Raw genomic sequence first — 20,778 nt, 5'->3', positions numbered from 1 at the left:
CAACACCGAAAAGTGACGGAAGAAGAACTAATTAAAGGATGCATTCGTGAAGACAGGCACTGCCAACAGGAAGTCTTCCGGCTTTATGCTGGTAAGATGCTGAGTCTTTGTATGCGTTATTCCAGGCACTATATGGAAGCGGAAGATAATCTTCAGGATGCCTTTATAAAAGTCTTTGATCATATTGATAAATTTGAATTCAAAGGTTCTTTTGAGGGATGGATCCGCAGGATCGTTATTAATACAGCCCTTAAAAAACATAGCAAAAAAAGTTACAAAAGTGAAGTGGTCGGATTGGAAAATTTCCCGGAATATTCAGCTGACCCAGAGGTATTCGCCCAACTTGGTGAGGAAGTATTGTTGAAATTGATTGCGGCTTTGCCCACAGGATACCGCGTCGTTTTTAACCTTTATGCCATTGATGGGTATAGTCATAAAGAGATCGCTGATATACTTGGAGTGGGGGAGAGTACTTCCCGATCCCAACTGGCCAAAGCGAGGAGCATGCTCCAAAAACAAATTCAGAAATTACAAAATATCGCCGTATGAGTCAACAGCACCCCATAGATGAGCTCTTTCGTGCAAAGCTGGAAAACCATGCTTTCGAACCACCTATGCAGCTGTGGGAAAATATTGATAAACAAAGAAACAGAAAGAAGATACTGTTCCATAGGTCCAGAACCATTCCTCTGTTGATAATAGCCGGAATAATTTTGACTCTGGCCGTATCCACTTTGTATATAATGGATCCCACAGGGGATAATCCTTCCCCACAGACTTCCACTGGAATGGCCGAAGGCAATATTCCAAAAGAATCTGCAAAGCTTCCGTTGGAGCAAAAGGAAAACATGGACGCTGCCCAGGCGCAAAGCCCAAAGGTGGAGGCATTACAAAATGCTAAAACTATCCATTCTGATGATGTCGGGCAGGATATTGAAAAGCATCAACCCGCTTCGCGGAAGAACCAGATTATTGCGGCTAAAACTCAGCAGTTAAAGACAAACCCGGGGGAAAGCGAGGTTCCAGGAACCAATATTACTCTTGAAATGGCCGAAACTTCCGGACTGAAGGCTACCCAAACGGATCATTCTGATTTTCCGGGAGCGGAAGGCTCCGTAATTAATGAAACTTCCGTAGCGAATCCAACACGTGAAAAGTCAGGAGCAGCAATCAGTGAACAATTTTATTCCGCCGATGCCCTCAAAAGATCAGGAGGGGTAAATTCCCTGCCTATAAAAAACAAACTACTCTCAAAAGAAGCAGCGGGCAGTACCGGTTTTCCCAAAGGAAAAACAGACTGCCCCACCTTCGCAGGGTTGCCGGGAGGAATTTATTTGGATATGAATGCGTCGATCGACCTGGCTCAGCGGACGATGATCGCCAGGGATCCCGAGTTTGAAAGTTACCTGCTGGAAAGGGAAAAGTCGGAAATTCCTTATTTTGCCTTTAGTGCAGGGTTACAAGTCACGGCATTGTCCGAAAAAGGTTTTGCCTTAAAATCCGGGGTGGACTACTCACAGATCAATGAAAGTTTTAATTTTGACAAGGGCGAAGTGGAGATCATCACTATTATTGGAACAGATACCACCTGGGAGATAAAAAATTTAAAAGTCAGGGCAAACAATCGCTACCAAATGGTTGATATTCCTTTACTGGCCGGTTACGAACATAATTTTTCAAATTTTTCCCTCAGCATTTATGGCGGTCCCTTCCTTAATGTGAAGTTCAGCAAAAAAGGCAACCTTATTGCTAAAGAGACCATGCAGCCTGTTGGCGTGACGACCGGGGAACCGGAAAAATTTTCTGTCGCCTTCCGGGATAAACTGGGCCTGGGTTGGTATACCAGTTTTGGATTTGCCTACAAACTCGAACATGGAACCCAAATCCGGATAGAGCCTTATTTCCGGTTTTATCCAAAATCATTCTCAGCTGCTGACTTTGTTATCGATCAAAGATATTTCCTGACGGGAATTAAAGTGGGGGTCCGGAAAAGACTCTGACGACGGTTAATTATCATTCAATAAAAAAGCCACGAATGCATTTCTGAAGTTGTATTCGTGGCTTTTTTATTAAAATTTAAATTTAATTTTTCCTGTTTTTGTAAAATAGAGGGGAATTTGTATCTTGTTCCAGTAAAATTACATTTCACTCATCCCGCTTTATTACCCGTTTTAGTTTTTACAGACTATTGCTGTGTTCAGGTTTAGCCTCAACCATATAAATATGCCATGCTCCTTCATTTTGGGCCTGCCATTTTGATGAAAAATAATATTCCGGAAAGGAATTTTTCACGAAAAACCTATATGTGAAAACTATTTTCAAAACGAAACGAGAAACCACAAGTCAGCGCGTTGCAAAATGCCCTGCTTTCTCTTTTTGAGATTTTAAAAGCCTGAATTTACCTTCCTTCACTCCATCAAAATAAACGCGGACCAGATTCCGGGATTGGCTGTTTTGCTATTTTTGATCATTTTAAGCTTTGCCGTCCTCAGGGCATCTTCTTCAGTTTGACCATTCAACAGCATTTTGTAAAATTCAATCATCATTTCCTGGCTGTGAATATCATAGATTTTCCATAAACTGGAAATTACTTTTTCTGCTCCGGCTTCCAGAAAACCGCGTGCCAGGGAATAAGGGCCGTCCCCTGACCGAATGGGGCCTACACTGCTTTCGCAACTACTTAAAACAACCAGTCGGGCTTGTAAGGGCAATCCAGCTATTTCAGCAGCATATAAAATACCATCCTCATCGGAATTGGTGATCATTGTTGCATTCGGCTGAAAAAACGCGATTCCTGAAAGCCCGGGATTTCCTGTATGCACGAAACTATGGGTGGCCAGATGAATATAGCCTGCATGGCCACATTGGGCTTTGAAATGCTCTTCGCTGGCTTCAGCACGGAGTAGCGTCTGTGACTTAATACTTTTTGACTGAAAAACAGCTCCGATCCCCGTTATTTCATTTTCGGAGTATTGCAGCGGGGCAAAGGTTTTATTATTTTCCAATACGGATCGGATGTTCTCATCCGTTTGCAGGGTAGTATCGAAAATATAGGCCGTTGCAGATTGAATTAAATTTCCCGTTCCTGCACTATTGAACACTGGAGCCAACCCGAGAAATGAAGCATTCCGTTCGTCTTCCACAAGGGATTGGCTTTCCCAAAAAGAAAGCCCGGTATAGGAATAACTAATGGCGTAATCTCCAATGAGGTATTTTAATTTGTTGAATTTTATCTTTCCTTCAGTGTCTTCTTTTTGGGACAGGAGTGCTTCAAAAGGGATTTTGAACAATTCCTGGTGGGGACTCACCATAAGCTTATTTTTCCCCTTAAGCGTTTCGGCAACAGGCGCGATGAGCTTGCTAAAAAGGTCATACCCATACAACGGGTAGTGTTCCTTGTCCATTTTTTTAATGGAAGCCAGCAATCCACTTACCGCCTGCTCCAAGGTATAAACGGCCGTCAGATCATGGAGTTGAGAGTAAACACCCGGGGTGCTTTTATGTGGCTGCGATAAATTGGATATTACCCTGATTTTTTTTCCTTGTTGCTCTGCCGTGAAATCAAGGGGTAATTCTACCGCCTTGAAATCATTGTTAGTGATGGCAAATATAAAGTAGGAGGACTGGCCGACAAAATAGGTCAACAACGCATTTTTTTCGGGGATTTTTGCCTGCACCTCAGGCTGTTTAGGGGAGGAGACCGCACTTTCACGGACGGGTTTTTCAATCAATGAAAAGTGATCCTCAATTTTTTTTCGTTGTTGTGTGAGTTTTTTGTGCAAAGAGATATTGTCTGGGTCAAGCATCAGTTGGGCTTCTGCCTGCCGAATGTCACTTTTTAACCTAACCATCTCGTTATCAGGAGAAGTCATGATAGTTTTGTTGCTGTGCAGGACAATAGCTTTTGCCTGTTCGCTGAGAACGAAGGCATCCCAGGCAAAGGAAGTTTTTCCGGTTTTTTGAAAAAGAGACATGGCTACCTGGAGCCCTGTTTCAAAAATAAAATGACTTTCTTCCAGGAGACTGAATTTGGCGGCATCACTGCTTAATAGATCCAATTGTAAATGGAGATGACGAACCGCTTCAAAACAGTCGCTAAGCGCTGCTGTTAAAAGCCCGGTTTCCTCGCCCTGCATGATTAGTACATCGAGCGCCTTCAATGCCAGGGATTCAGCATAAATTTGGTGATTGACAATGGTGCCATCAGCAGTGGTTATTTTTGATATCGCCTGCTCAATGGCAGCCTGAGCGGGAGAGGGGGTGCCTGAATTTATTATTTCAGAAGGTTCAATAAGGTTAGTTTTTAGCTCTATAAATCGTTCGATCCTTACCCTGGCGACATTGAGAAGGGTAATGGCCGCCTCCTGGTTGAGTTTTGAGGATATTTTATTTGATTCAAGGAGCGACTTTTGATAAAAATCCAGGGCCTTTTGGTTGTCGGTTTTTTGGTAGAGCAACCCCATGGCATTATAAATTTTTGCTTTCAGCAAGGTGTTGTTTTCCAGCTTTTCGGCCACAGACAAAGCTTTTTTAAAGGCTGCTTCGGCCTTGTCTGGTTCATCTATTTTCGAATATAACCTTCCGAGATCATAGTTGCCCGTGGCAAAGTCAGGGTTATCCTCTCCAAGTTCAAATTCCAGGATGTCCAGAGATTCATTCAACCTTTGCAGGGCTTTATCATAATCCCCAAGTGCTTGCTCCGCGGAAGCGATATAGGCATAGTTTAAGGCATATAACTGGGGGTCTTCAAAAGGGAATTCTGTAGCGGCAACCAGGACATTGAGTGCCCGTTCATAATCGCCCTGGAGCAGGTAGATTGTTCCTTCCCGCATGTAATTGACGGCAATGTCCTCCGCGTACAATTTAGTTTTCAACTCTATGGAGTATTGGTTGGACCGGAGGGCCTCCCCGTAATTTCCAACTTGCATGAAATTGTAACTTTTAAGAAAGTAGGCATTGGCCAGGTCGTACAATCGGGAAGGGTTATTTTCGATGAATTCATCCAATAAATTATTGGAAGTTTCAAATCGGGCCTCCTCTGAATAAGTTGCGGCACTCAAAAGCACATCTTCAGATTGGCTGACAGCGGGATGGCCGATAATCCATAACCCCATCATCAGTATAAATAGTCTCTTCATGGCAAAATTCCGGGTTCGCTTTTTAATCGATAAAGAACTTCCCGACATGGAGTATCTCGGTTTCATTTTCCAATTTCCAATAATACAATCCGGGTTGCATTATGGAACTGATGGTGAAGGTCGAATCGATTATTTCCTGCCGGGTAATGTTATCCTCTCTGTTGTTTAAAATAGTAATGTAAAGTAAATCAGAATTTTTAATATCCCAACTAAAGGTGATCATTTCTCCGGGGATAAAGTGGCTGGAGGGCTTTGGATTTATTATTTCCAGGGGTACTGATCGCAAGTCGGTGCCCACAAGAGCCTCATAATCGTCTGAAGGAACGAAATGGGAGGCATATTGATCCACGGTTGAAGAGGGTTGCCTTTTACGGCTTTCGCTGGTCGAAGGAATAGTAGCTTCTGGAGAGGTTTCCCTGGTAAGGGGGGGCTTTATGGCAGGAGGTTGGGTAGCGGAAGGGATCGGGGCTGCATCTTCCTGTGCCACAGGATCCGCCGGAGCAAAATGGGGTGGTTTTTGGTCATTAAAGTATAAAAAAATGGCCAGCCCTGCGACGGAGGCCACAAGGGCCAGTCTGTAAAATGGCCTGATTATAGCTGTTCGGGCTTTGGCAGCGGTCTTATCTGCCTTTTCTTTCTCATCGATCTGTTGTAACAAAACAAACAGCTCAACCACCTGTAAATGGCAGTCGGGGCAATTTTCCACATGGTCAATGTATGAAATATCAAGGTTTTCCAATTGATCCAATTGCATGGCTTCGGCATACCTGGCGATGGCCTCTTCAGTCAAATGTGTTTTTTTGTCAACGGTATTCAAAATAGATCATGTTTTAATGGTTTACGTTTGGTTCTTATGGTTAAAAATGGTTCCGGCGGATATTCGGCCCAAATTTTAACAATTTTCTTCCGAAAAATAATACTGCAACAGTGTTTTTAAGGTTTCTCGCGAATAAGCTGCATGAGGAGGATCGCCGTTTAAAATGAAGATGAACCGGTCGAGCAGTTGGTTGGTCCACTTTCTGAGGCTGTCACCATCCATGTCTTTTTGTTCCATTTTATTAAAAAGTGCGGCAAGCAGATCGAATATGTCTTTATTCAGCAGGTCACCGTAATCGGAAAACAGGTTGTTTCTGATCCCGGCAATTTCGGTTACCGTTTTTGGGGTGTCGAGAAATTCAATGTCTTTATTGACAAAAGGAACCCTGGCGATGGCTTTTAAACACAAGGTGGCTTTTAACCTTAATTTTGGAAGTGCCATGAGACAGCCCCTGAGCCTGATAGTTTCTTCTTTCAAAGCCAATTGTTGATGAGGATCAAAGTTGGTGTCCCGGGTATTGGATAAAAAGTCGTCGGATTCGGAAACCAGTGATACATGTTGTTTTCGGAAGATCTCCAGGCAGGCATTATATACCACTTTGGAAAAATAGGTTCGCAATTGGACTGAATGATTGAAATGTTCCTTGATCTTTCCCAGCTTTTTTTCCAATAATTGAAGATTGATCTCCTGGATGTGATCCATTTTGTCTTTGTGATGAAAAACCCCTTTTTTGATAAAACTGGTTACAATGATCTCAATAACAGGTTGATAGGTTTCAATCAATCGTTCCGGCTGGTGATGGAGCCATTGCAATTCCCGTTCATTCTTTTCCGTTTCCAAGCAAATGTGTTAAAAAATTATTAAAAAAAAGAACCCATTTCCGCCCGTTGATTTACGAAGCATAAATATTAGCGAAAATACTTAAAAACCGGCAATTAATAAACCCGGTCAAACGCGGTTTTAAAATAGAGGATTAAAACCGGAATATTTATTAATCACTTAGAGCTTGTCTAAATTTCCATGATTGAGCGAAAGTGAGCAAATTTTATTCTGATCAAGGCAAAAAACGCAGGCATACCTGGAAGGTAAGGCGAGGCTTTTTAACGCAGAGCAGGATGAAATTTGCCGCTTGCAGCCAATTGATGGAATTTTAGACAAGCTCTTAAAACAACTCATTATGAAAAAGGTTATTTTGGCATTATTGGTGGCAGTTTTATTTTTTAACTGTAATAGAGAAATATACAAAACAGCCGATTACGACCGACTTGCTTCCGGACACAAAGTGATCGCGGTACTCCCTGCAGAATCCATTACTACCGGGCGTATTCCTGAGCTGACCAAAGAAAATATCGAGGAAATCGAGGAAGCGGAGAGCAAGGCTTTTCAAATTGCCCTTTACCGTCACATTGCCCGGAAGTCAGGAGAAAAAATTCACATCAGTTTTCAGCATTATGCCGAAACCAACAGGCTTTTGGAGGAAGCGGGGATCAACTTTCGCGACTCCTGGACAAAATCTCCAAAGCAACTGGCTGAAATACTCGGAGTGGATGCAGTGGTGCACTCTACAGTTGAAAAGGAATTTTATCTCACCGATCTCGAATCTTTTGGTATTGAAGTGGGGGCAGCTATTTTAAGCGCCATTACCAACGGCGGATTATGGTTTCTCGGCGCCAACCGCACCAGCGATGTTTTTGTCTCCTGTGAAGTGATCGATGGCAGGGAAGGATTGCCTGTATGGACGACCCACAAAGTGGAACCAACCTACTGGAACCGGCCACATCGTGAAGTGGTTGACAATTTGACGAGAGCGATGAGCCGCAGATTTCCTTATCGGGAATAATGTTATCCGAAAAGAAATTGATCCTTGAATTTTAATTCCCCAATAGTAGCCACGATTTATGGCTGAGGGCAAAAAAAAAGCAGGCTTCTCGAAAATCGGGAAGCCTGCAGCCCTAACCAAATAAAACCAAATTATATCTTTACCGGCAGTCACCGGAATTTTTGCTGGATGACTTTTAAAGAGAAGGGACTTCCCTGGAAAATTCAGTATCTTTGAATTTTATCTTGGGAAATCAACTCGTCTCTTATAAACTATACCAAATTTTAAAATACTCTTTTTGTATTTATGACACAAAGTTAAATGCCATGCGCTTCCCGGCAATGGGCTTATTTTTTTATTATAAGAGGTTCAAATCCATTTTTTTAAATGTAATTGAATGATAATCAAGGTTTTATTGTATTTTTTAATGTCATGTTCAGCGCCGTGTTTATTTTTGATACGAGGGTGAAATTTTTTAAAAAAGGTATTATTTTCAAATAATCAAGGGGTTAAGTACAAAAAACGGGCTTCCGGAAAAACGGAAAGCCTACAGCGCCAACCAAATAAAAACAAATAATTTTTGTTGATAATTGTGCCTAGGATTATTCTTTAAGGCTGTAAAAAAGGAGGCCATCCATCTTCCCGTTCCGCCCCAATAGAAGCATTTCCAATAGGGTAGGATAAATCAATATAAAAGCTTCGGGAACTATCACCGCCTCCTATGTCTTTGCTTAAAGAAATCGAAAGTGGAAGTTTTCCGTACCCGCGAAAGCCAAAGATGCTCCGTATACGTGACCCGTGCTGATGGTATCTCCATCAAAAAATCATAAGATCTAAACAATGCGAAAGATACAAAATAAGCTACCATGGCTCCGGCCGTTGCGGCCAGTGAAGTCGTTACAAAAACAAGGGAAATGAAAATCGAAGAATTTTTTCACTCCTTTAGAATTGATTTTCAGAGGTGAAACCCATTTTATGGTTTTTTTTTTGGTTTTTAATGTCTATCACAATAAGCCAACAGCACTTTTCCCTTACCTTTGAGGCGAAATATTAAAGGAAAAAATGTCACCGGAGAATCAGGATTCAAAAAGTTTAAATAAGCATATCAGCGAGACAGGAATCTGCTCCCGCCGGGAAGCCGATAAGATGATCAAAGCGGGAAGAGTAAAGATTAACGGAGTCACGGCTGTTTTGGGAAACCGGGTTGAAGAAGGGGATAAAGTTAGCATTGACGGAAAACTCCTGCACAGCAAGGAAAAAACGATTTATCTCGCCTTCCACAAACCAGTAGGCATCACCTCGACTACCGACAGAAAGGACAAGGACAACATCATTGATTTTATCAATTATCCTAAACGCATTTTCCCGGTGGGTCGTTTGGATAAACCTTCCGAAGGACTGATTTTCCTCACCAATGACGGAGATATTGTCAATAAAATACTCCGGGCGGGGAACCATCACGAAAAAGAATATATTGTAACGGTGAATAAACCCATCACCGATGATTTTATCCGGAAAATGGGCAATGGTATTCCGATCCTGGATACCGTTACTAAGAAATGTTACGTTTCCAAACAGAGTAATTACGTTTTCAAAATCGTGCTCGTACAGGGACTAAACAGGCAGATTCGCCGCATGTGTGAATACCTGGGGTATGAAGTGATTCGCTTGCAGAGGACTCGTATAATGAGTATTCGCCTGGAAGGAATCGCCCCGGGGAAATGGCGTTATTTTACCCCCAAAGAAATAAAAACCATACAGAAATTAATTGCCGATTCAATAAAAACCAAGGATGCTTCGATATGAGTACCTTGGTGAATAGGCAAATATTCGATTTGATAAATGGACTGACTTATCCCGTTACAATAGTAATTTGATTGAGATTTACTGTCCCAAAAGAAAAACCACCGGTATATCCAGCCTTTTTCGCCAGGATTTTTCCGAATGGTCATCACCCGGGAACTTTTTTGTTATCCAGTTAACCTCCGTGTAGCCTTTATTTTTCATTACCGTATCCACCTGTATTTGATAAGGTTCATAATAATGATCCAGCGTTTTGGTGCCATAATCAAAATATATTTTGTGGTTGGAGGGGTCCGGCAAATGCCCGTTCATATAATTTGTGAAAGCATTGGGAACAGGATTGTGCTCAAAATCTCCAAAGCCTATCCAGTGGGTTGACAAACAGGCTGCACCCCCAAAAATTTCCGGGTATTCGCAGATGGCGTACATGGAGATCAGGCCTCCCATACTGGATCCTGCGATAAAGGTATGGGCAGCATCTTGAAGTGTCGAATAAACAGAATCGATATGTGGTTTAAGTTCCTCCACGATGAATTTTAGATAATTGTCAGAATCAATATCGTTTGCCCGGATGGTGTCCTGCCGTTCTTTATTCAGTTCCTCATCGAGAATGGTCCATTCTTCTTCCGTCAGGCCTTCCATCGGGCGTTTGGGAAAATAATCCATTTGTCGGTTGGGGGAGTTCCATATACCTGCGACAATGCATTGTTGGATGGCATTTTCGCTGATCAGTTTCCCTAGTACTTCATCAACGCCCCATTCCTGTTTGTTCCAGGTGGTGTTGGAGTCGTATAACATCTGTCCGTCATGCATATACAACACGGCATATTTTTCACCCGGATTATAACCTTCAGGCAACCAGATGTCTACGTTTCGGGCGGTTATAAACCGGGAAGGAAATTTTGCTATCCTTTCAATCTTACCGCTGGAAACGGCAGGGAACGGATCTTCTTTCGGTGGAAAACAGCTCCAAAGAAGGCTAACAGTGAGGAGGGGAATGAGATATTTGTTCATCATTGAATTTTTTATTAAAAAAAGGCATTAAAATCTCCTCAATTCTTCTCTGGAAAAAGTCCATTCAGGCGTGTAAAGTCGTGTGAAGTCTATATCGTACCATGGATTGCCTGGTCCGTTTTTTGGGTTTTGTAAGACCTGGATGTCCTGGGCGGGCATATAACTTTGAGCCAGTAGAAAAATTTTTTCGCCATTTTCCTTGTGATCGGCCACATCCACGACGATCACCGCGTGGCCGGGGCTGCCTGCGCGGATAAAAATGTCTCCGAGCTGGATCTCCTCGACAGGAACGGGCGTGGTTTCCCTGGCAACGGAATAAGTGCCTGCATAAGCGAAAACCATGTTGAGGTAGTTGCGGAAACTACTGTAAGACCCGGATGAAACGGTCGACGGCCTCCAGCTTACATTATTGCCATCGACCACGATCCTATGGCCGCTGCGCCATGTATTGAAATCAGCTTTGAACCCATTGGTAAACTGGAAGCTGATTTCATCATACCGACCGCTGCCGTAAAGATATTCCGCTCTCAAACGAATGACAGCATCGGCGCATTGTTGAAGGTTCCGGTTGTCGAGGTCCATGTCAATTACGGCTTCATATACATCACGTTTATGCTTCACCCTGCCATCATAATAATTCACTTCAGCGTCAGCTGGCTTCAGCGGAAGGTTTCTTAAATAGTTGGCAAAAGAATTGGGATCCACCTCAGTTCTTTCAAAATTTTCAGGAAGCAGGAATCGGGTGCCAATCGTTTTGCCACGGGTATCGATCAGCGATGTTGTCTGAGGGGTGGAAGATTGTTCAATATAGTGGATGGGGGGCATTGGAGCTGCATTTTGTGATTGCCCGCACGAGGACAGGAATAGACAAAGCAAGGCGGGAATTGGAATTTTGAGCATTTCGGGAATTTTTTATTTAAAACGCAGGAACCATTTGGTTTAGTTTTTAATGTTCAGTCAAATTGATAAACCTGAAACTTTGAAAAGTACCAAAATCAATAAATTTCTTCATTACAAAACTGCCTTATGAAACTCCCAGTTCATTCGCGCAATATTCATTACTGATATATTTTGAGGACATTCTACCTCGCAGGCTTCTGTATTGGTACAAGCACCGAATCCTTCTATATCCATTTGTTGAACCATATTCCAGGCTCTTTTTTTGGCTTCAATTTGCCCTTGAGGTAATTTGGCCAGATGAGTAATTTTGGCTGCGGTAAAGAGCGATGCACTGGAATTTTTACAGGTAGCCACACAGGTTCCACAGCCAATACAGGCGGCGGAATCAAAGGCCGATTCTGCCGTTTCATGACCGATGGGAATGGAATTGGCTTCAGGGGCAGATCCTGTATGGGAGGAAATAAAGCCGCCCGCAATGATGATGCGGTCCAGGGCCTCCCGGTTGACCTTTAGATCCCTGATCACGGGGAAGGCCGTGGCTCGGAAAGGTTCCACGTAAATGGTTTCACCATCTTTGAAAGAACGCATGTGCAGCTGACAGGTAGTAGTGCCTTCCAAATGGCCGTTGGCACGACCATTGATGACCATCCCGCACTGTCCGCAAATCCCTTCCCGGCAGTCAGAATCGAATTCGACGGGCATCTTTCCCTGGACGGTCAGACTTTCATTCAGCATATCCAATAATTCCAGGAAAGACATATCTGTGTTGACATTGTCCATCGGATAGGTTTCAAAGGCACCTTTTGATTGTGCGTCTTTTTGCCTCCAGACTTTTAATGTGATCTTCATGTTAGTATTTTTTGTATTCAACCAATTTACGTCGAAATAGAATGTTTGATCTCTTTAGAAAATAGTTTCAATAGTTCAATGGTTACAGGTGTTCAATGAGTTCCAATGGTTCAATCTCCCACAATCTCGCTCAATCTCCCACCGTTTATTTATAACTCCTTACACTTGGCGTAACCATTTCAAATTCCAGCATCTCTTTATGCAATTTCGGGCCCTGGTCGCCGGGTTGGTGTTCCCATGAAGAAACATAGGCAAATTCCTGGTCGTTCCGCATGGCCTCTCCGTCTTCGGTCTGATATTCGGTTCTGAAGTGGGCTCCGCAGGATTCTTCCCTGTTGAGGGCGTCATGGGCCATCAATTCAGCCAGTTCGATATAGTCGGCGACTCTTCCTGCTTTTTCAAGTTCTGAATTGACTTCGTCCTGGGTGCCGGGCACCATAAGATTATGCCAAAAATCATTTTTCAGCTCCCGAATTTGACGAATAGCTTCTTCCAATCCCTCCTTACTTCTTTCCAGGCCTACCTTATCCCACAAAATCCGTCCCAGCTTCTTGTGGTAATGATCGGCGGTCTTATTCCCTTTGATGTTGACCAATTTGTCCAAAAAGGCTACGGCCTCCTGTTCTGTTTTTTCGAATTCCGGGTGATCTGTTGATATTTTCCCTGATTTGATCTCGCCGGCGAGGTAGTTGCCTACCGTGAGTGGTGCAATGAAATATCCATCGACACAAGCCTGCAAAAGAGAATTGGCGCCAAGCCGGTTGGCCCCGTGATCGGAAAAATTGGATTCCCCGAGGGCGAATAATCCAGGGACGGTAGTCATCAGTTCATAATCGACCCACAAGCCCCCCATGGTGAAGTGAGCAGCAGGTGATATTTTCATAGGTTCCTTATAAGCATTTATGCCGGTAATTTTTTCATACATGCGGAAAAGATTGCCGTAGCGTTCCCTAATCACCTCTTCTCCATATTCCCCAATAGCTGTTTTAAAATCGAGGTAAACGGCATTTTTATTGGCACCAACTCCATGTCCGGCATCGATCCGTTCCTTGGCAGCACGGGATGCAATATCTCTTGGGGCCAGGTTGCCAAAGGCAGGATACCTTCTTTCCAGGTAATAATCTCTTTCTTCCGCGTTAATATCATTGGGATGACGGTCATCCCCTTTAATTTTTGAAACCCATATCCTGCCATCGTTACGCAGTGATTCAGACATGAGGGTCAGCTTGGATTGGTAGTCGCCGGATTGGGGCAGGCAGGTAGGGTGGATCTGTACCCAGCTCACTCCGGCCATAAAAGCTCCCTTTTTGTGCGCTCGCCAGGCGGCGGAACCATTGCTGCCAATGGCAAGTGTCGAGAGATAGTAAATTTTTCCATAACCGCCGGTGGCCAGGAGAACCGTATGGGCGGCGTGACGTTCGATCTTCCCTGTTTTGAGATCCCGGGCAATGATCCCGCGCGCTTTTCCGTCAATCACCACCACATCCAGCATTTCGTGGCGGTTGTAAAGGGTAACCCTTCCGGTGTTGACTTGTCGCATCATAGCGGAATAGGCACCTAATAATAGTTGTTGACCCGTCTGTCCACGGGCATAAAAGGTTCTTTTCACCTGAACTCCTCCAAAAGACCGGTTGGACAAATAACCTCCGTATTCCCGGGCAAACGGAACCCCCTGTGCTACCGCCTGGTCAATGAGTGAGGCGGAACATTCTGCCAAACGATAAGTATTGGCCTCACGGGACCGGAAGTCCCCTCCTTTGATGGTATCATAAAACATTCTATAGACATTGTCGCCGTCGTATTGGTAATTTTTGGCAGCGTTGACACCGCCCTGGGCTGCAACGGAGTGGGCCCGCCGGGCCGAATCCTGGAAGAAAAATACTTTTACATTATAGCCCAGTTCGCCTAAAGTGGCCGCAGCGGAAGAACCAGCGAGACCGGCACCAACGATGATCACATCCAGTTTTTTCTTGTTGGCAGGATTGACGATCTTACAATGAGCCTTGTAATTGTTCCATTTATCTTGAAGTTTCCCTTCTGGAATTTTTGCATTTAACATCTGGAAAAATTTAAAGTCTTAAAAAAATTCAGCAAAGCCAGAAAACATTGAATCAAAAGGTTCCTGTTTCCTCTAGGTCGCAAATCTGAAATACAAAATGACCGGAATGATCGCAAAACCAATGGTCATAACCATGGAGAAGAAAAAGCCGAAATAGCGCACCCATTGACTGTATTTCAGGTGGTAAAGCCCTAAAGTCCGGAAGGCGCTCTGGAAACCGTGCCACAGGTGGAAACCCAGGATGAACATGGCGACCACGTAAACGACCACATACAACGGTTCCTTATACAATTCGACCACGATTGTATAAAGGTCTTTATTGCCTGCTGCATCCAGGGCCGGGTGCCCGAACTTATACACATACCAGAAATTGGCCAGGTGTACGACCAGGAAAACGAAGATCAGTGATCCCAGCAGCCCCATGTTCCTGGTGATCCAACCGCTGACTTCCTTGCGCCGGTCAACGGCGTATTTACTGCCGCCGGCTTTCCAGTTTAAGAAAGTAAGCACCAATGCCAGGATGGCGTGTGCAATGATGGACAGGTACAAAACGTAGGAAACAAACTTGATGATAAAATTACCGGACAATAAATGCGAATAAGCATTATACTGCGTTCGGGCAATTTCTTCTGGCAGGAGTAACTGAAGATTTCCCGCGAGGTGAATAATCAGGAAAAAGCTTAAAAATAACCCGGTTAAAGCCATTAATACTTTGCGGATTATCGTTGTGTTCAGTGAATTAATCTTGCTCATAAAAGTGAATTTTTATCAAGCAAATGGGTGCTCACTGCTGGTAACAAATGTAAGAAATTAAGTGCACTTTTGCCACTATTTAACGGGTTAATTCAAAACTAAATTTGGAAAAAATTAACAGGCTGGCCGAAAATGAATAAAAGGTAGTTTGAAAGGAAGGTCTTTAGGAATTTTATTATGATTTTAGGGATTGTTCAGCAGGGAAGCTCTTTTTTAAACATCTCTAATACCTGTTGCCAGTGAGCCTTCATCTCTTCCCGTTGGGCGCTGTTTAAAAGGTGGTCCTGATGGACACTGATCGTGGTTTTTCCTTTTGATGGAATGACCCTGATCTGCAAGGTGGAATTATGCTGCCATCCGGCGGGTTGCCATTTCATTCTTAGATGGGAATAAGGGGAGAAAACGGTCATTTTCCCCTGTGCAGCTTCTGCCGTTTCAAACGTTTTTTTGACTTTAATAACCTCCGGATTTATGGTGCCCAACCAAAGATTAAGGCCACGCTCGGAAACGAGAAAATCCCAGGCCTCCTCAATGGAAACCGCATAGGTTTTTCTTGCCCCTACCTGATAGCCGCTATCCTTGGTCAGGCCGATTTTATTAATGTCTTTTTCAGGCTTCATTTCCTGAGCCTCCGCCCGGAATTTGGTTATTGATCTTTGCAACTTCCATATCGATGAAATACAGACTTTGGGGACCGTCACCGATCAGTTTGATCTTATCGAGTATGGTGCGCATTAAGGCTTCTTCTTCTCTTTGTTCTTCAACATAATACTGTAAAAATTGAAGCGTAGCATGGTCATTTTCAGCATAGGATATTCTGACCAGATCATTGATCGATCTGGTAACCCCTTGTTCGTGTTCGTAAACCTTCTCGAACATATTTTGCACAGAGTCAAAATCATGTGGAGGTTGTTTCACGCCTGGAGCAAGGGCATGGCCATCGGTTTCGTTGATATAATTGAATATTTTAAGCATGTGCTGGCGCTCCTCTTCAGACTGGCGATACATAAATTCGGCACAACCTTCCATTCCTTTTTGTTCGCACCAGGCACCCATGGATAAATACAAATTTGAGGCGTAGGCTTCTAATACCAATTGCGCATTCAGCGCAGCTTCCATTTTTTCTGTCAACATTACAATAAATTTATGTTCAATTCTATAATGATAAAAACATGGTGCAAGTTAGTAAATCTGCTATATTATATGAAGTTTTAAGGCCTTTATCTCCACTTTTTTAGCCGGTAACAAAAAGCACTAAAAGGATTTGTAATGCCTGTCATTTTTCTATAACCGGTCATGAAAAGGGTTTTTATTCCCTTGGAATTTATAAAAGAAAACGGTCTTCAACCCGTGGGGAAATAAAAAAAATGAGTTAAAACAACCTTCTTCTTTTTTTTTTTTCAGCAAAAGCATACTTTTTTTATAAGTACTTTTTTGAGCGGTTGTATTGGAGTGGAATTTTGACTTTTCCGAAATACTTCTTGTGATAAGTACACTAATCCCCTTGGGTTTACAGGTATATTGGGAAGGGCAGCGGAAACCCGAACCGGGTTGAATTTTCATTGTTGAAGCATAAATCAGAGGGGAACAATGGCTAAGGCCTTTGAAAATAATATTCGATTTTAAAATTTTGGTTTGGGATAAATCAAAGATTAGTCGTTTCTTTGCGCCTTGGTTAAAAATTTTTCCACTAATAAAATTGATTTATGGAAACAAATGTTAGACAGCCAAAGGTCGCCTATTTCTGTATGGAATACGGCCTGGAAAGCGATTTCAAGATTTATGCCGGAGGCCTTGGAATTTTGGCTGGAGATTATTTAAAAGGGGCAAAAGATCATAACTATCCGATTGTAGGAATAGGTCTTAAATGGAAAAATGGTTATTCCGACCAATTGATTGATGAAAATGGCAAACCCTATGATGTTTTTAGAGATTACAAATACGATTTTCTTGAAGATACGGGGGTTACGGTTGATGTGACGGTACGTGGTAAACATGTGGCCTGCAAGGTTTGGAAAATGGATAAATTCGGTAGTGCACCTTTGTACCTCCTGGATACCGATCTGCCTCAAAATGATGACAAATGGATCACCGATAAATTATACGGGGGCACCAAAGATGACCGCGTTGCGCAGGAAATTGTCCTCGGAATCGGTGGTGTACGTGCCCTGAGGAAATTAGGCATTCACGTTGACCTTTATCACTTTAATGAAGGTCATGCGTTATTGGCTGGTTTTGAATTGATGAGAGAAGAAATGATCAAAGGGCATTCCTTTGATGAAGCATGGGGAATTACCCGGCAAAAAATCGTTTTTACCACTCATACTCCCGTGGTACAGGGAAATGAATCTCACACCATCGACAGGCTGGAATACATGAGTGCCAATCTTGGGATGAACAGGGATCAGCTCACCAGATTGGGGGGCGCGCCTTTCAATATGACTGTTGGGGCCCTGAGATTGTCCAGGAAATCCAATGCAGTTGCCCAGTTGCATGGCGTTACGGCCAACAGGATGTGGAAAAATGTTACAGGTGCCTCTGAAATCGTGGCCATCACCAATGGGATACATCTTCCCACATGGGTGGATTCAGCCATGTTAAAAGCAGGTGAAACCGGAAAAGATGTTTGGAAACACCATCAAGCCAATAAACGTAAACTGATCGCTTTTGTCAAAGAACGCACCGGTGCAAAACTGGATGAAAATAAGTTGTTGATCGGTTTCTCAAGACGCGCGGTTCCTTACAAGAGAAGTGACCTCGTTTTTAGTCGTCCTGACGTGATCAGACCTTTGCTGGAAGAAAATAAGGTGCAATTCATTTTCTCGGGAAAGGCGCATCCACTTGATGACAACGGAAAAGCTACCGTTGCCCGCCTCGTAGAAATTGCAAGAGAATATCCTGACGCCGTGGTTTTCCTCGAAAACTATGATATGACCATCGGAGCTATGTTGACCCGAGGTTGTGACGTTTGGTTGAACAATCCGCGCAGACCTTTGGAGGCCAGCGGTACTTCAGGGATGAAAGCGGCGATGAACGGCGTTCTCAACCTGAGTATTCTCGATGGTTGGTGGCCCGAAGCCTGTCATCACGGGTTCAACGGCTGGCAATTTGGAAATGCTACTGAAGGTGAAAATGAAGTGCTGCTTGACGAAAATGATCGCAATGCACTGTACAATGTATTGCTTCAGGAAGTCATCCCAACTTATTATGAGAACCATGATAAATGGGTGGAAATGATGCGTTACAGCATTCAAAGTACACGCGATGCATTCTCCGTTAAAAGAATGTTGGATCAATATTACGATCTCCTTTACAAGTCGTAATTATTTCCCGATTCCTTTTAATTAAACAGGTTTGTCAATCTTTTGCAGATTGGCAAACCTGTTTTCTTTTTATACCTGATTTTTGCGTTGAAATTTTATCTTTGCCCTTCCGAATACCGAAAATAATTTGTTTGTAATTTCAATTCAATCCCGTCAGAAAGTCAAAAGTATCAATGGACAACATACACATTCAACTCATTACCGAAGCCTTAAATCTCAGCAAGCAAAGCGTTTCCAGTACGATTGGTTTATTAAGAGAAGGGGCCACCATTCCTTTTATTGCCCGTTACCGAAAAGAAGCCACCGGTTCTTTGGATGAAGTCAATATTGCTGATATCCAGAGCGAACTCAAAAAACTGGAAGAACTTGACAAACGAAAGGAAACCATTCTCAAAGCCATTGAAGAACAGGGACAACTGACCGATGATCTTCGTCGCCGGATCAACGATACCTGGGATCCTACCACGCTTGAAGACCTCTACCTTCCTTATAAAAAGAAAAGAAAAACAAGGGCTTCCATCGCCAAAGAGCAGGGACTTGAGCCCCTGGCCCAATCCATTTTTGATCAGCAAAATGATCATTTGGAAATCCTTGCCGGAAAATTTATTACCGAAGAGGTGCCTGACGTGCAAGCGGCATTGCAGGGGGCCCGTGATATTATCGCAGAATGGGTAAACGAGGATGAAAAGGCCCGTAACAGGGTACGTTTTTTGTTCAAAAAAGAATCCATTGTCAAGGCAAAAGTTGCCCGGAATAAAGAAGAAGAAGGCGCAAAATACAGGGATTATTTTGATTATTCGGAGCGACTGAATAATTGCCCTTCACACCGGATGCTGGCCATCAGGAGAGGGGAGGAAGAAGGGTTTCTTCGTGTGTCTATCGGGCCGGAGGAAGAGGATGCTGTCTTTTTGCTGGACAAGCAATTTGTAAAAGGCAATGGTGCCGCCTCCCGTCAGGTTAAAGAGGCCGTTGAGGATTGTTATAAGAGATTGTTGGGGCCTGCCATTGAAACGGAGTTTCGGAAAATTTCCAAGGATAAGGCCGATGGGGAAGCCATCAATGTGTTTGCAGAAAACCTGCGCCAGCTCATGCTGAGTCCGCCGTTGGGGCAAAAAGCGGTCATGGGCGTAGATCCCGGTTTCAGAACGGGATGTAAGGTCGTTTGCCTGGATGCCGGCGGACAACTTTTGTACGATACTGTAATGTATCCACATCCGCCCCAGAAGGATGTTTACGGAGCAAAGGAAACTTTGTTGGAACTGGTGCACAAGTACAATATTGAGGCCATTGCTGTGGGGAACGGAACGGCGGGAAGGGAGACCATGGCCCTTTGTCGCTCCATTGACTACAATCGCCCTGTGGAGGTTTTTATGGTCAACGAAAGCGGCGCTTCCATTTATTCCGCTTCCGCCGTGGCAAGGGAAGAATTTCCAAGTCAGGACCTTACCGTCAGGGGAGCCGTTTCCATTGGCCGCCGATTGATGGATCCATTGGCTGAATTGGTAAAAATCGACGCTAAATCCATCGGGGTAGGGCAGTACCAGCACGATGTCAATCAATCCCAGCTGAAAGAAAGCCTGGACAGGGTGGTGGAGAGTTGTGTGAATGCGGTGGGTACAAATCTCAACACAGCAAGCAAACACCTCCTGACCTACGTGTCCGGGCTTGGGCCGACCCTGGCACAGAATATCGTGGATTACCGCAATGAGAATGGCTTGTTTTCCAGCCGTACCGAACTTAAAAAGGTTCCCAGGATGGGCGAAAAAGCTTTTGAACAATGTGCCGGATTCCTCCGTATTCGCGAGGGTAAAAACCCTTTGGACAATACCGCTGTACACCCCGAAACCTATCCCATAGTCAAAAAAATGGCAGCGGATCTTGGGTGTACCATAGAAGATCTCATCAAAGACGAAAGCCTGCGCAAGCAGATTGATTTAAAACGATACATTACAGAAACCGTAGGCCTTCCAACGCTCAAAGATGTCCTGTCAGAGCTTGCCAAACCTGGGCTTGACCCGCGTGGCAGTGCAAGGTCTTTTCAATTTGCCGAAAACATTAAGTCCATCGAAGACCTCCAGATCGGCATGGTGATCCCTGGCATCATCAACAATATTACCAACTTTGGGGCCTTTGTGGATATTGGTATCAAAGCCGGTGGAATGGTGCATATCTCGCAATTAGCCAACAAATTCGTCAAAAATCCGGCAGATGTGGTGAGCCTCCAGCAGGAAGTGATGGTGAAGGTTATGGATGTGGATATAGCGCGCGGGCGGGTGCAGTTGTCGATGAAGGAGGTTTAAGCT

Annotated in this window: 16 protein-coding genes; 6 read left to right on the top strand and 10 right to left on the bottom strand. The window is 43.8% G+C overall.

The window, feature by feature from the left end:
• The first annotated feature begins 12 nt into the window (after positions 1-12).
• Together H6571_20500 and H6571_20495 are read left to right on the top strand one after the other, a co-directional pair.
• A complete protein-coding gene (locus H6571_20500; GenBank protein MCB9326132.1) occupies positions 13-549 on the top strand; it encodes a sigma-70 family RNA polymerase sigma factor in 537 nt (178 codons plus the stop codon).
• Positions 546-2,000, top strand: coding sequence for a PorT family protein (locus tag H6571_20495; protein MCB9326131.1), 1,455 nt, complete (start codon positions 546-548; stop codon positions 1,998-2,000). Before H6571_20500 ends, H6571_20495 begins: the two co-directional genes overlap by 4 nt.
• A gap of 408 nt (positions 2,001-2,408) precedes the next feature.
• Here H6571_20495 and H6571_20490 read toward each other — a convergent pair whose 3' ends face one another.
• From H6571_20490 to H6571_20480, 3 genes are all read right to left on the bottom strand, one after another.
• Positions 2,409-5,138 carry a CHAT domain-containing protein gene (locus H6571_20490; protein ID MCB9326130.1) on the bottom strand — a complete coding sequence of 910 codons (2,730 nt, stop codon included), beginning with the start codon at positions 5,136-5,138 and terminating at the stop codon, positions 2,409-2,411.
• Between the two features lie 22 nt (positions 5,139-5,160).
• Positions 5,161-5,955, bottom strand: coding sequence for a hypothetical protein (locus tag H6571_20485; protein MCB9326129.1), 795 nt, complete (start codon positions 5,953-5,955; stop codon positions 5,161-5,163).
• 75 nt (positions 5,956-6,030) lie between these two features.
• Positions 6,031-6,795, bottom strand: a complete 765-nt coding sequence (locus H6571_20480; protein MCB9326128.1) for a sigma-70 family RNA polymerase sigma factor — start codon at positions 6,793-6,795, stop codon at positions 6,031-6,033.
• 337 nt (positions 6,796-7,132) lie between these two features.
• Between H6571_20480 and H6571_20475 the strand changes: the two genes are divergently transcribed.
• Both H6571_20475 and rluF read left to right on the top strand, forming a co-directional pair.
• Positions 7,133-7,795 carry a hypothetical protein gene (locus H6571_20475; protein MCB9326127.1) on the top strand — a complete coding sequence of 221 codons (663 nt, stop codon included), beginning with the start codon at positions 7,133-7,135 and terminating at the stop codon, positions 7,793-7,795.
• Positions 7,796-8,836: 1,041 nt separating this feature from the next.
• On the top strand, positions 8,837-9,580 hold the full coding sequence (gene rluF / locus H6571_20470; GenBank protein ID MCB9326126.1) for a 23S rRNA pseudouridine(2604) synthase RluF: 744 nt from the start codon (positions 8,837-8,839) through the stop codon (positions 9,578-9,580).
• A 78-nt stretch (positions 9,581-9,658) separates the two neighbouring features.
• Here the strand turns inward: rluF and H6571_20465 are convergent, their stop codons facing one another.
• The 7 genes from H6571_20465 to H6571_20435 all read right to left on the bottom strand — a co-directional run bounded on the left by H6571_20465 (position 9,659) and on the right by H6571_20435 (position 16,286).
• Positions 9,659-10,591, bottom strand: a complete 933-nt coding sequence (locus H6571_20465) for an alpha/beta hydrolase (protein ID MCB9326125.1) — start codon at positions 10,589-10,591, stop codon at positions 9,659-9,661.
• 27 nt (positions 10,592-10,618) lie between these two features.
• Positions 10,619-11,491: a DUF4846 domain-containing protein gene (locus H6571_20460; protein MCB9326124.1), complete on the bottom strand. Its 873-nt coding sequence runs from the start codon at positions 11,489-11,491 to the stop codon at positions 10,619-10,621.
• 111 nt (positions 11,492-11,602) lie between these two features.
• Positions 11,603-12,340: a succinate dehydrogenase/fumarate reductase iron-sulfur subunit gene (locus tag H6571_20455; protein ID MCB9326123.1), complete on the bottom strand. Its 738-nt coding sequence runs from the start codon at positions 12,338-12,340 to the stop codon at positions 11,603-11,605.
• A gap of 145 nt (positions 12,341-12,485) precedes the next feature.
• Positions 12,486-14,399, bottom strand: a complete 1,914-nt coding sequence (locus H6571_20450; protein ID MCB9326122.1) for a fumarate reductase/succinate dehydrogenase flavoprotein subunit — start codon at positions 14,397-14,399, stop codon at positions 12,486-12,488.
• Positions 14,400-14,471: 72 nt separating this feature from the next.
• Positions 14,472-15,152, bottom strand: a complete 681-nt coding sequence (locus H6571_20445) for a succinate dehydrogenase cytochrome b subunit (protein ID MCB9326121.1) — start codon at positions 15,150-15,152, stop codon at positions 14,472-14,474.
• A gap of 194 nt (positions 15,153-15,346) precedes the next feature.
• Positions 15,347-15,772 carry an SRPBCC domain-containing protein gene (locus H6571_20440; protein MCB9326120.1) on the bottom strand — a complete coding sequence of 142 codons (426 nt, stop codon included), beginning with the start codon at positions 15,770-15,772 and terminating at the stop codon, positions 15,347-15,349.
• Positions 15,762-16,286 carry a ferritin gene (locus tag H6571_20435; GenBank protein MCB9326119.1) on the bottom strand — a complete coding sequence of 175 codons (525 nt, stop codon included), beginning with the start codon at positions 16,284-16,286 and terminating at the stop codon, positions 15,762-15,764. Before H6571_20435 ends, H6571_20440 begins: the two co-directional genes overlap by 11 nt.
• Before the next feature lie 572 nt (positions 16,287-16,858).
• Between H6571_20435 and glgP the strand changes: the two genes are divergently transcribed.
• Both glgP and H6571_20425 read left to right on the top strand, forming a co-directional pair.
• The gene (glgP, locus tag H6571_20430; protein MCB9326118.1) at positions 16,859-18,475 is read left to right on the top strand and encodes an alpha-glucan family phosphorylase; all 1,617 of its coding nucleotides are present in this window, start codon (positions 16,859-16,861) and stop codon (positions 18,473-18,475) included.
• Positions 18,476-18,648: 173 nt separating this feature from the next.
• Positions 18,649-20,775: an RNA-binding transcriptional accessory protein gene (locus H6571_20425; protein ID MCB9326117.1), complete on the top strand. Its 2,127-nt coding sequence runs from the start codon at positions 18,649-18,651 to the stop codon at positions 20,773-20,775.
• Positions 20,776-20,778 lie beyond the last annotated feature (3 nt).

It is taken from the genome of Lewinellaceae bacterium, assembly GCA_020636105.1.
Lineage (GTDB): Bacteria > Bacteroidota > Bacteroidia > Chitinophagales > Saprospiraceae > BCD1.
The sequence above is the reverse complement of the archived record's forward strand: the minus strand, read 5'-3'. Positions and strand labels throughout refer to the sequence as shown.

Excerpts from the sequence above, each read along its gene's own strand:
- H6571_20495 (MCB9326131.1), top strand. The coding sequence starts at position 546 with ATGAGTCAACAGCACCCCATAGATGAGCTCTTTCGTGCAAAGCTGGAA.
- H6571_20490 (MCB9326130.1), bottom strand. The coding sequence starts at position 5,138 with ATGAAGAGACTATTTATACTGATGATGGGGTTATGGATTATCGGCCAT.
- H6571_20475 (MCB9326127.1), top strand. The coding sequence starts at position 7,133 with ATGAAAAAGGTTATTTTGGCATTATTGGTGGCAGTTTTATTTTTTAAC.
- rluF (MCB9326126.1), top strand. The coding sequence starts at position 8,837 with ATGTCACCGGAGAATCAGGATTCAAAAAGTTTAAATAAGCATATCAGC.
- H6571_20465 (MCB9326125.1), bottom strand. The coding sequence starts at position 10,591 with ATGAACAAATATCTCATTCCCCTCCTCACTGTTAGCCTTCTTTGGAGC.
- H6571_20460 (MCB9326124.1), bottom strand. The coding sequence starts at position 11,491 with ATGCTCAAAATTCCAATTCCCGCCTTGCTTTGTCTATTCCTGTCCTCG.
- H6571_20455 (MCB9326123.1), bottom strand. The coding sequence starts at position 12,340 with ATGAAGATCACATTAAAAGTCTGGAGGCAAAAAGACGCACAATCAAAA.
- H6571_20450 (MCB9326122.1), bottom strand. The coding sequence starts at position 14,399 with ATGTTAAATGCAAAAATTCCAGAAGGGAAACTTCAAGATAAATGGAAC.
- H6571_20445 (MCB9326121.1), bottom strand. The coding sequence starts at position 15,152 with ATGAGCAAGATTAATTCACTGAACACAACGATAATCCGCAAAGTATTA.
- H6571_20440 (MCB9326120.1), bottom strand. The coding sequence starts at position 15,772 with ATGAAGCCTGAAAAAGACATTAATAAAATCGGCCTGACCAAGGATAGC.
- H6571_20435 (MCB9326119.1), bottom strand. The coding sequence starts at position 16,286 with ATGTTGACAGAAAAAATGGAAGCTGCGCTGAATGCGCAATTGGTATTA.
- glgP (MCB9326118.1), top strand. The coding sequence starts at position 16,859 with ATGGAAACAAATGTTAGACAGCCAAAGGTCGCCTATTTCTGTATGGAA.
- H6571_20425 (MCB9326117.1), top strand. The coding sequence starts at position 18,649 with ATGGACAACATACACATTCAACTCATTACCGAAGCCTTAAATCTCAGC.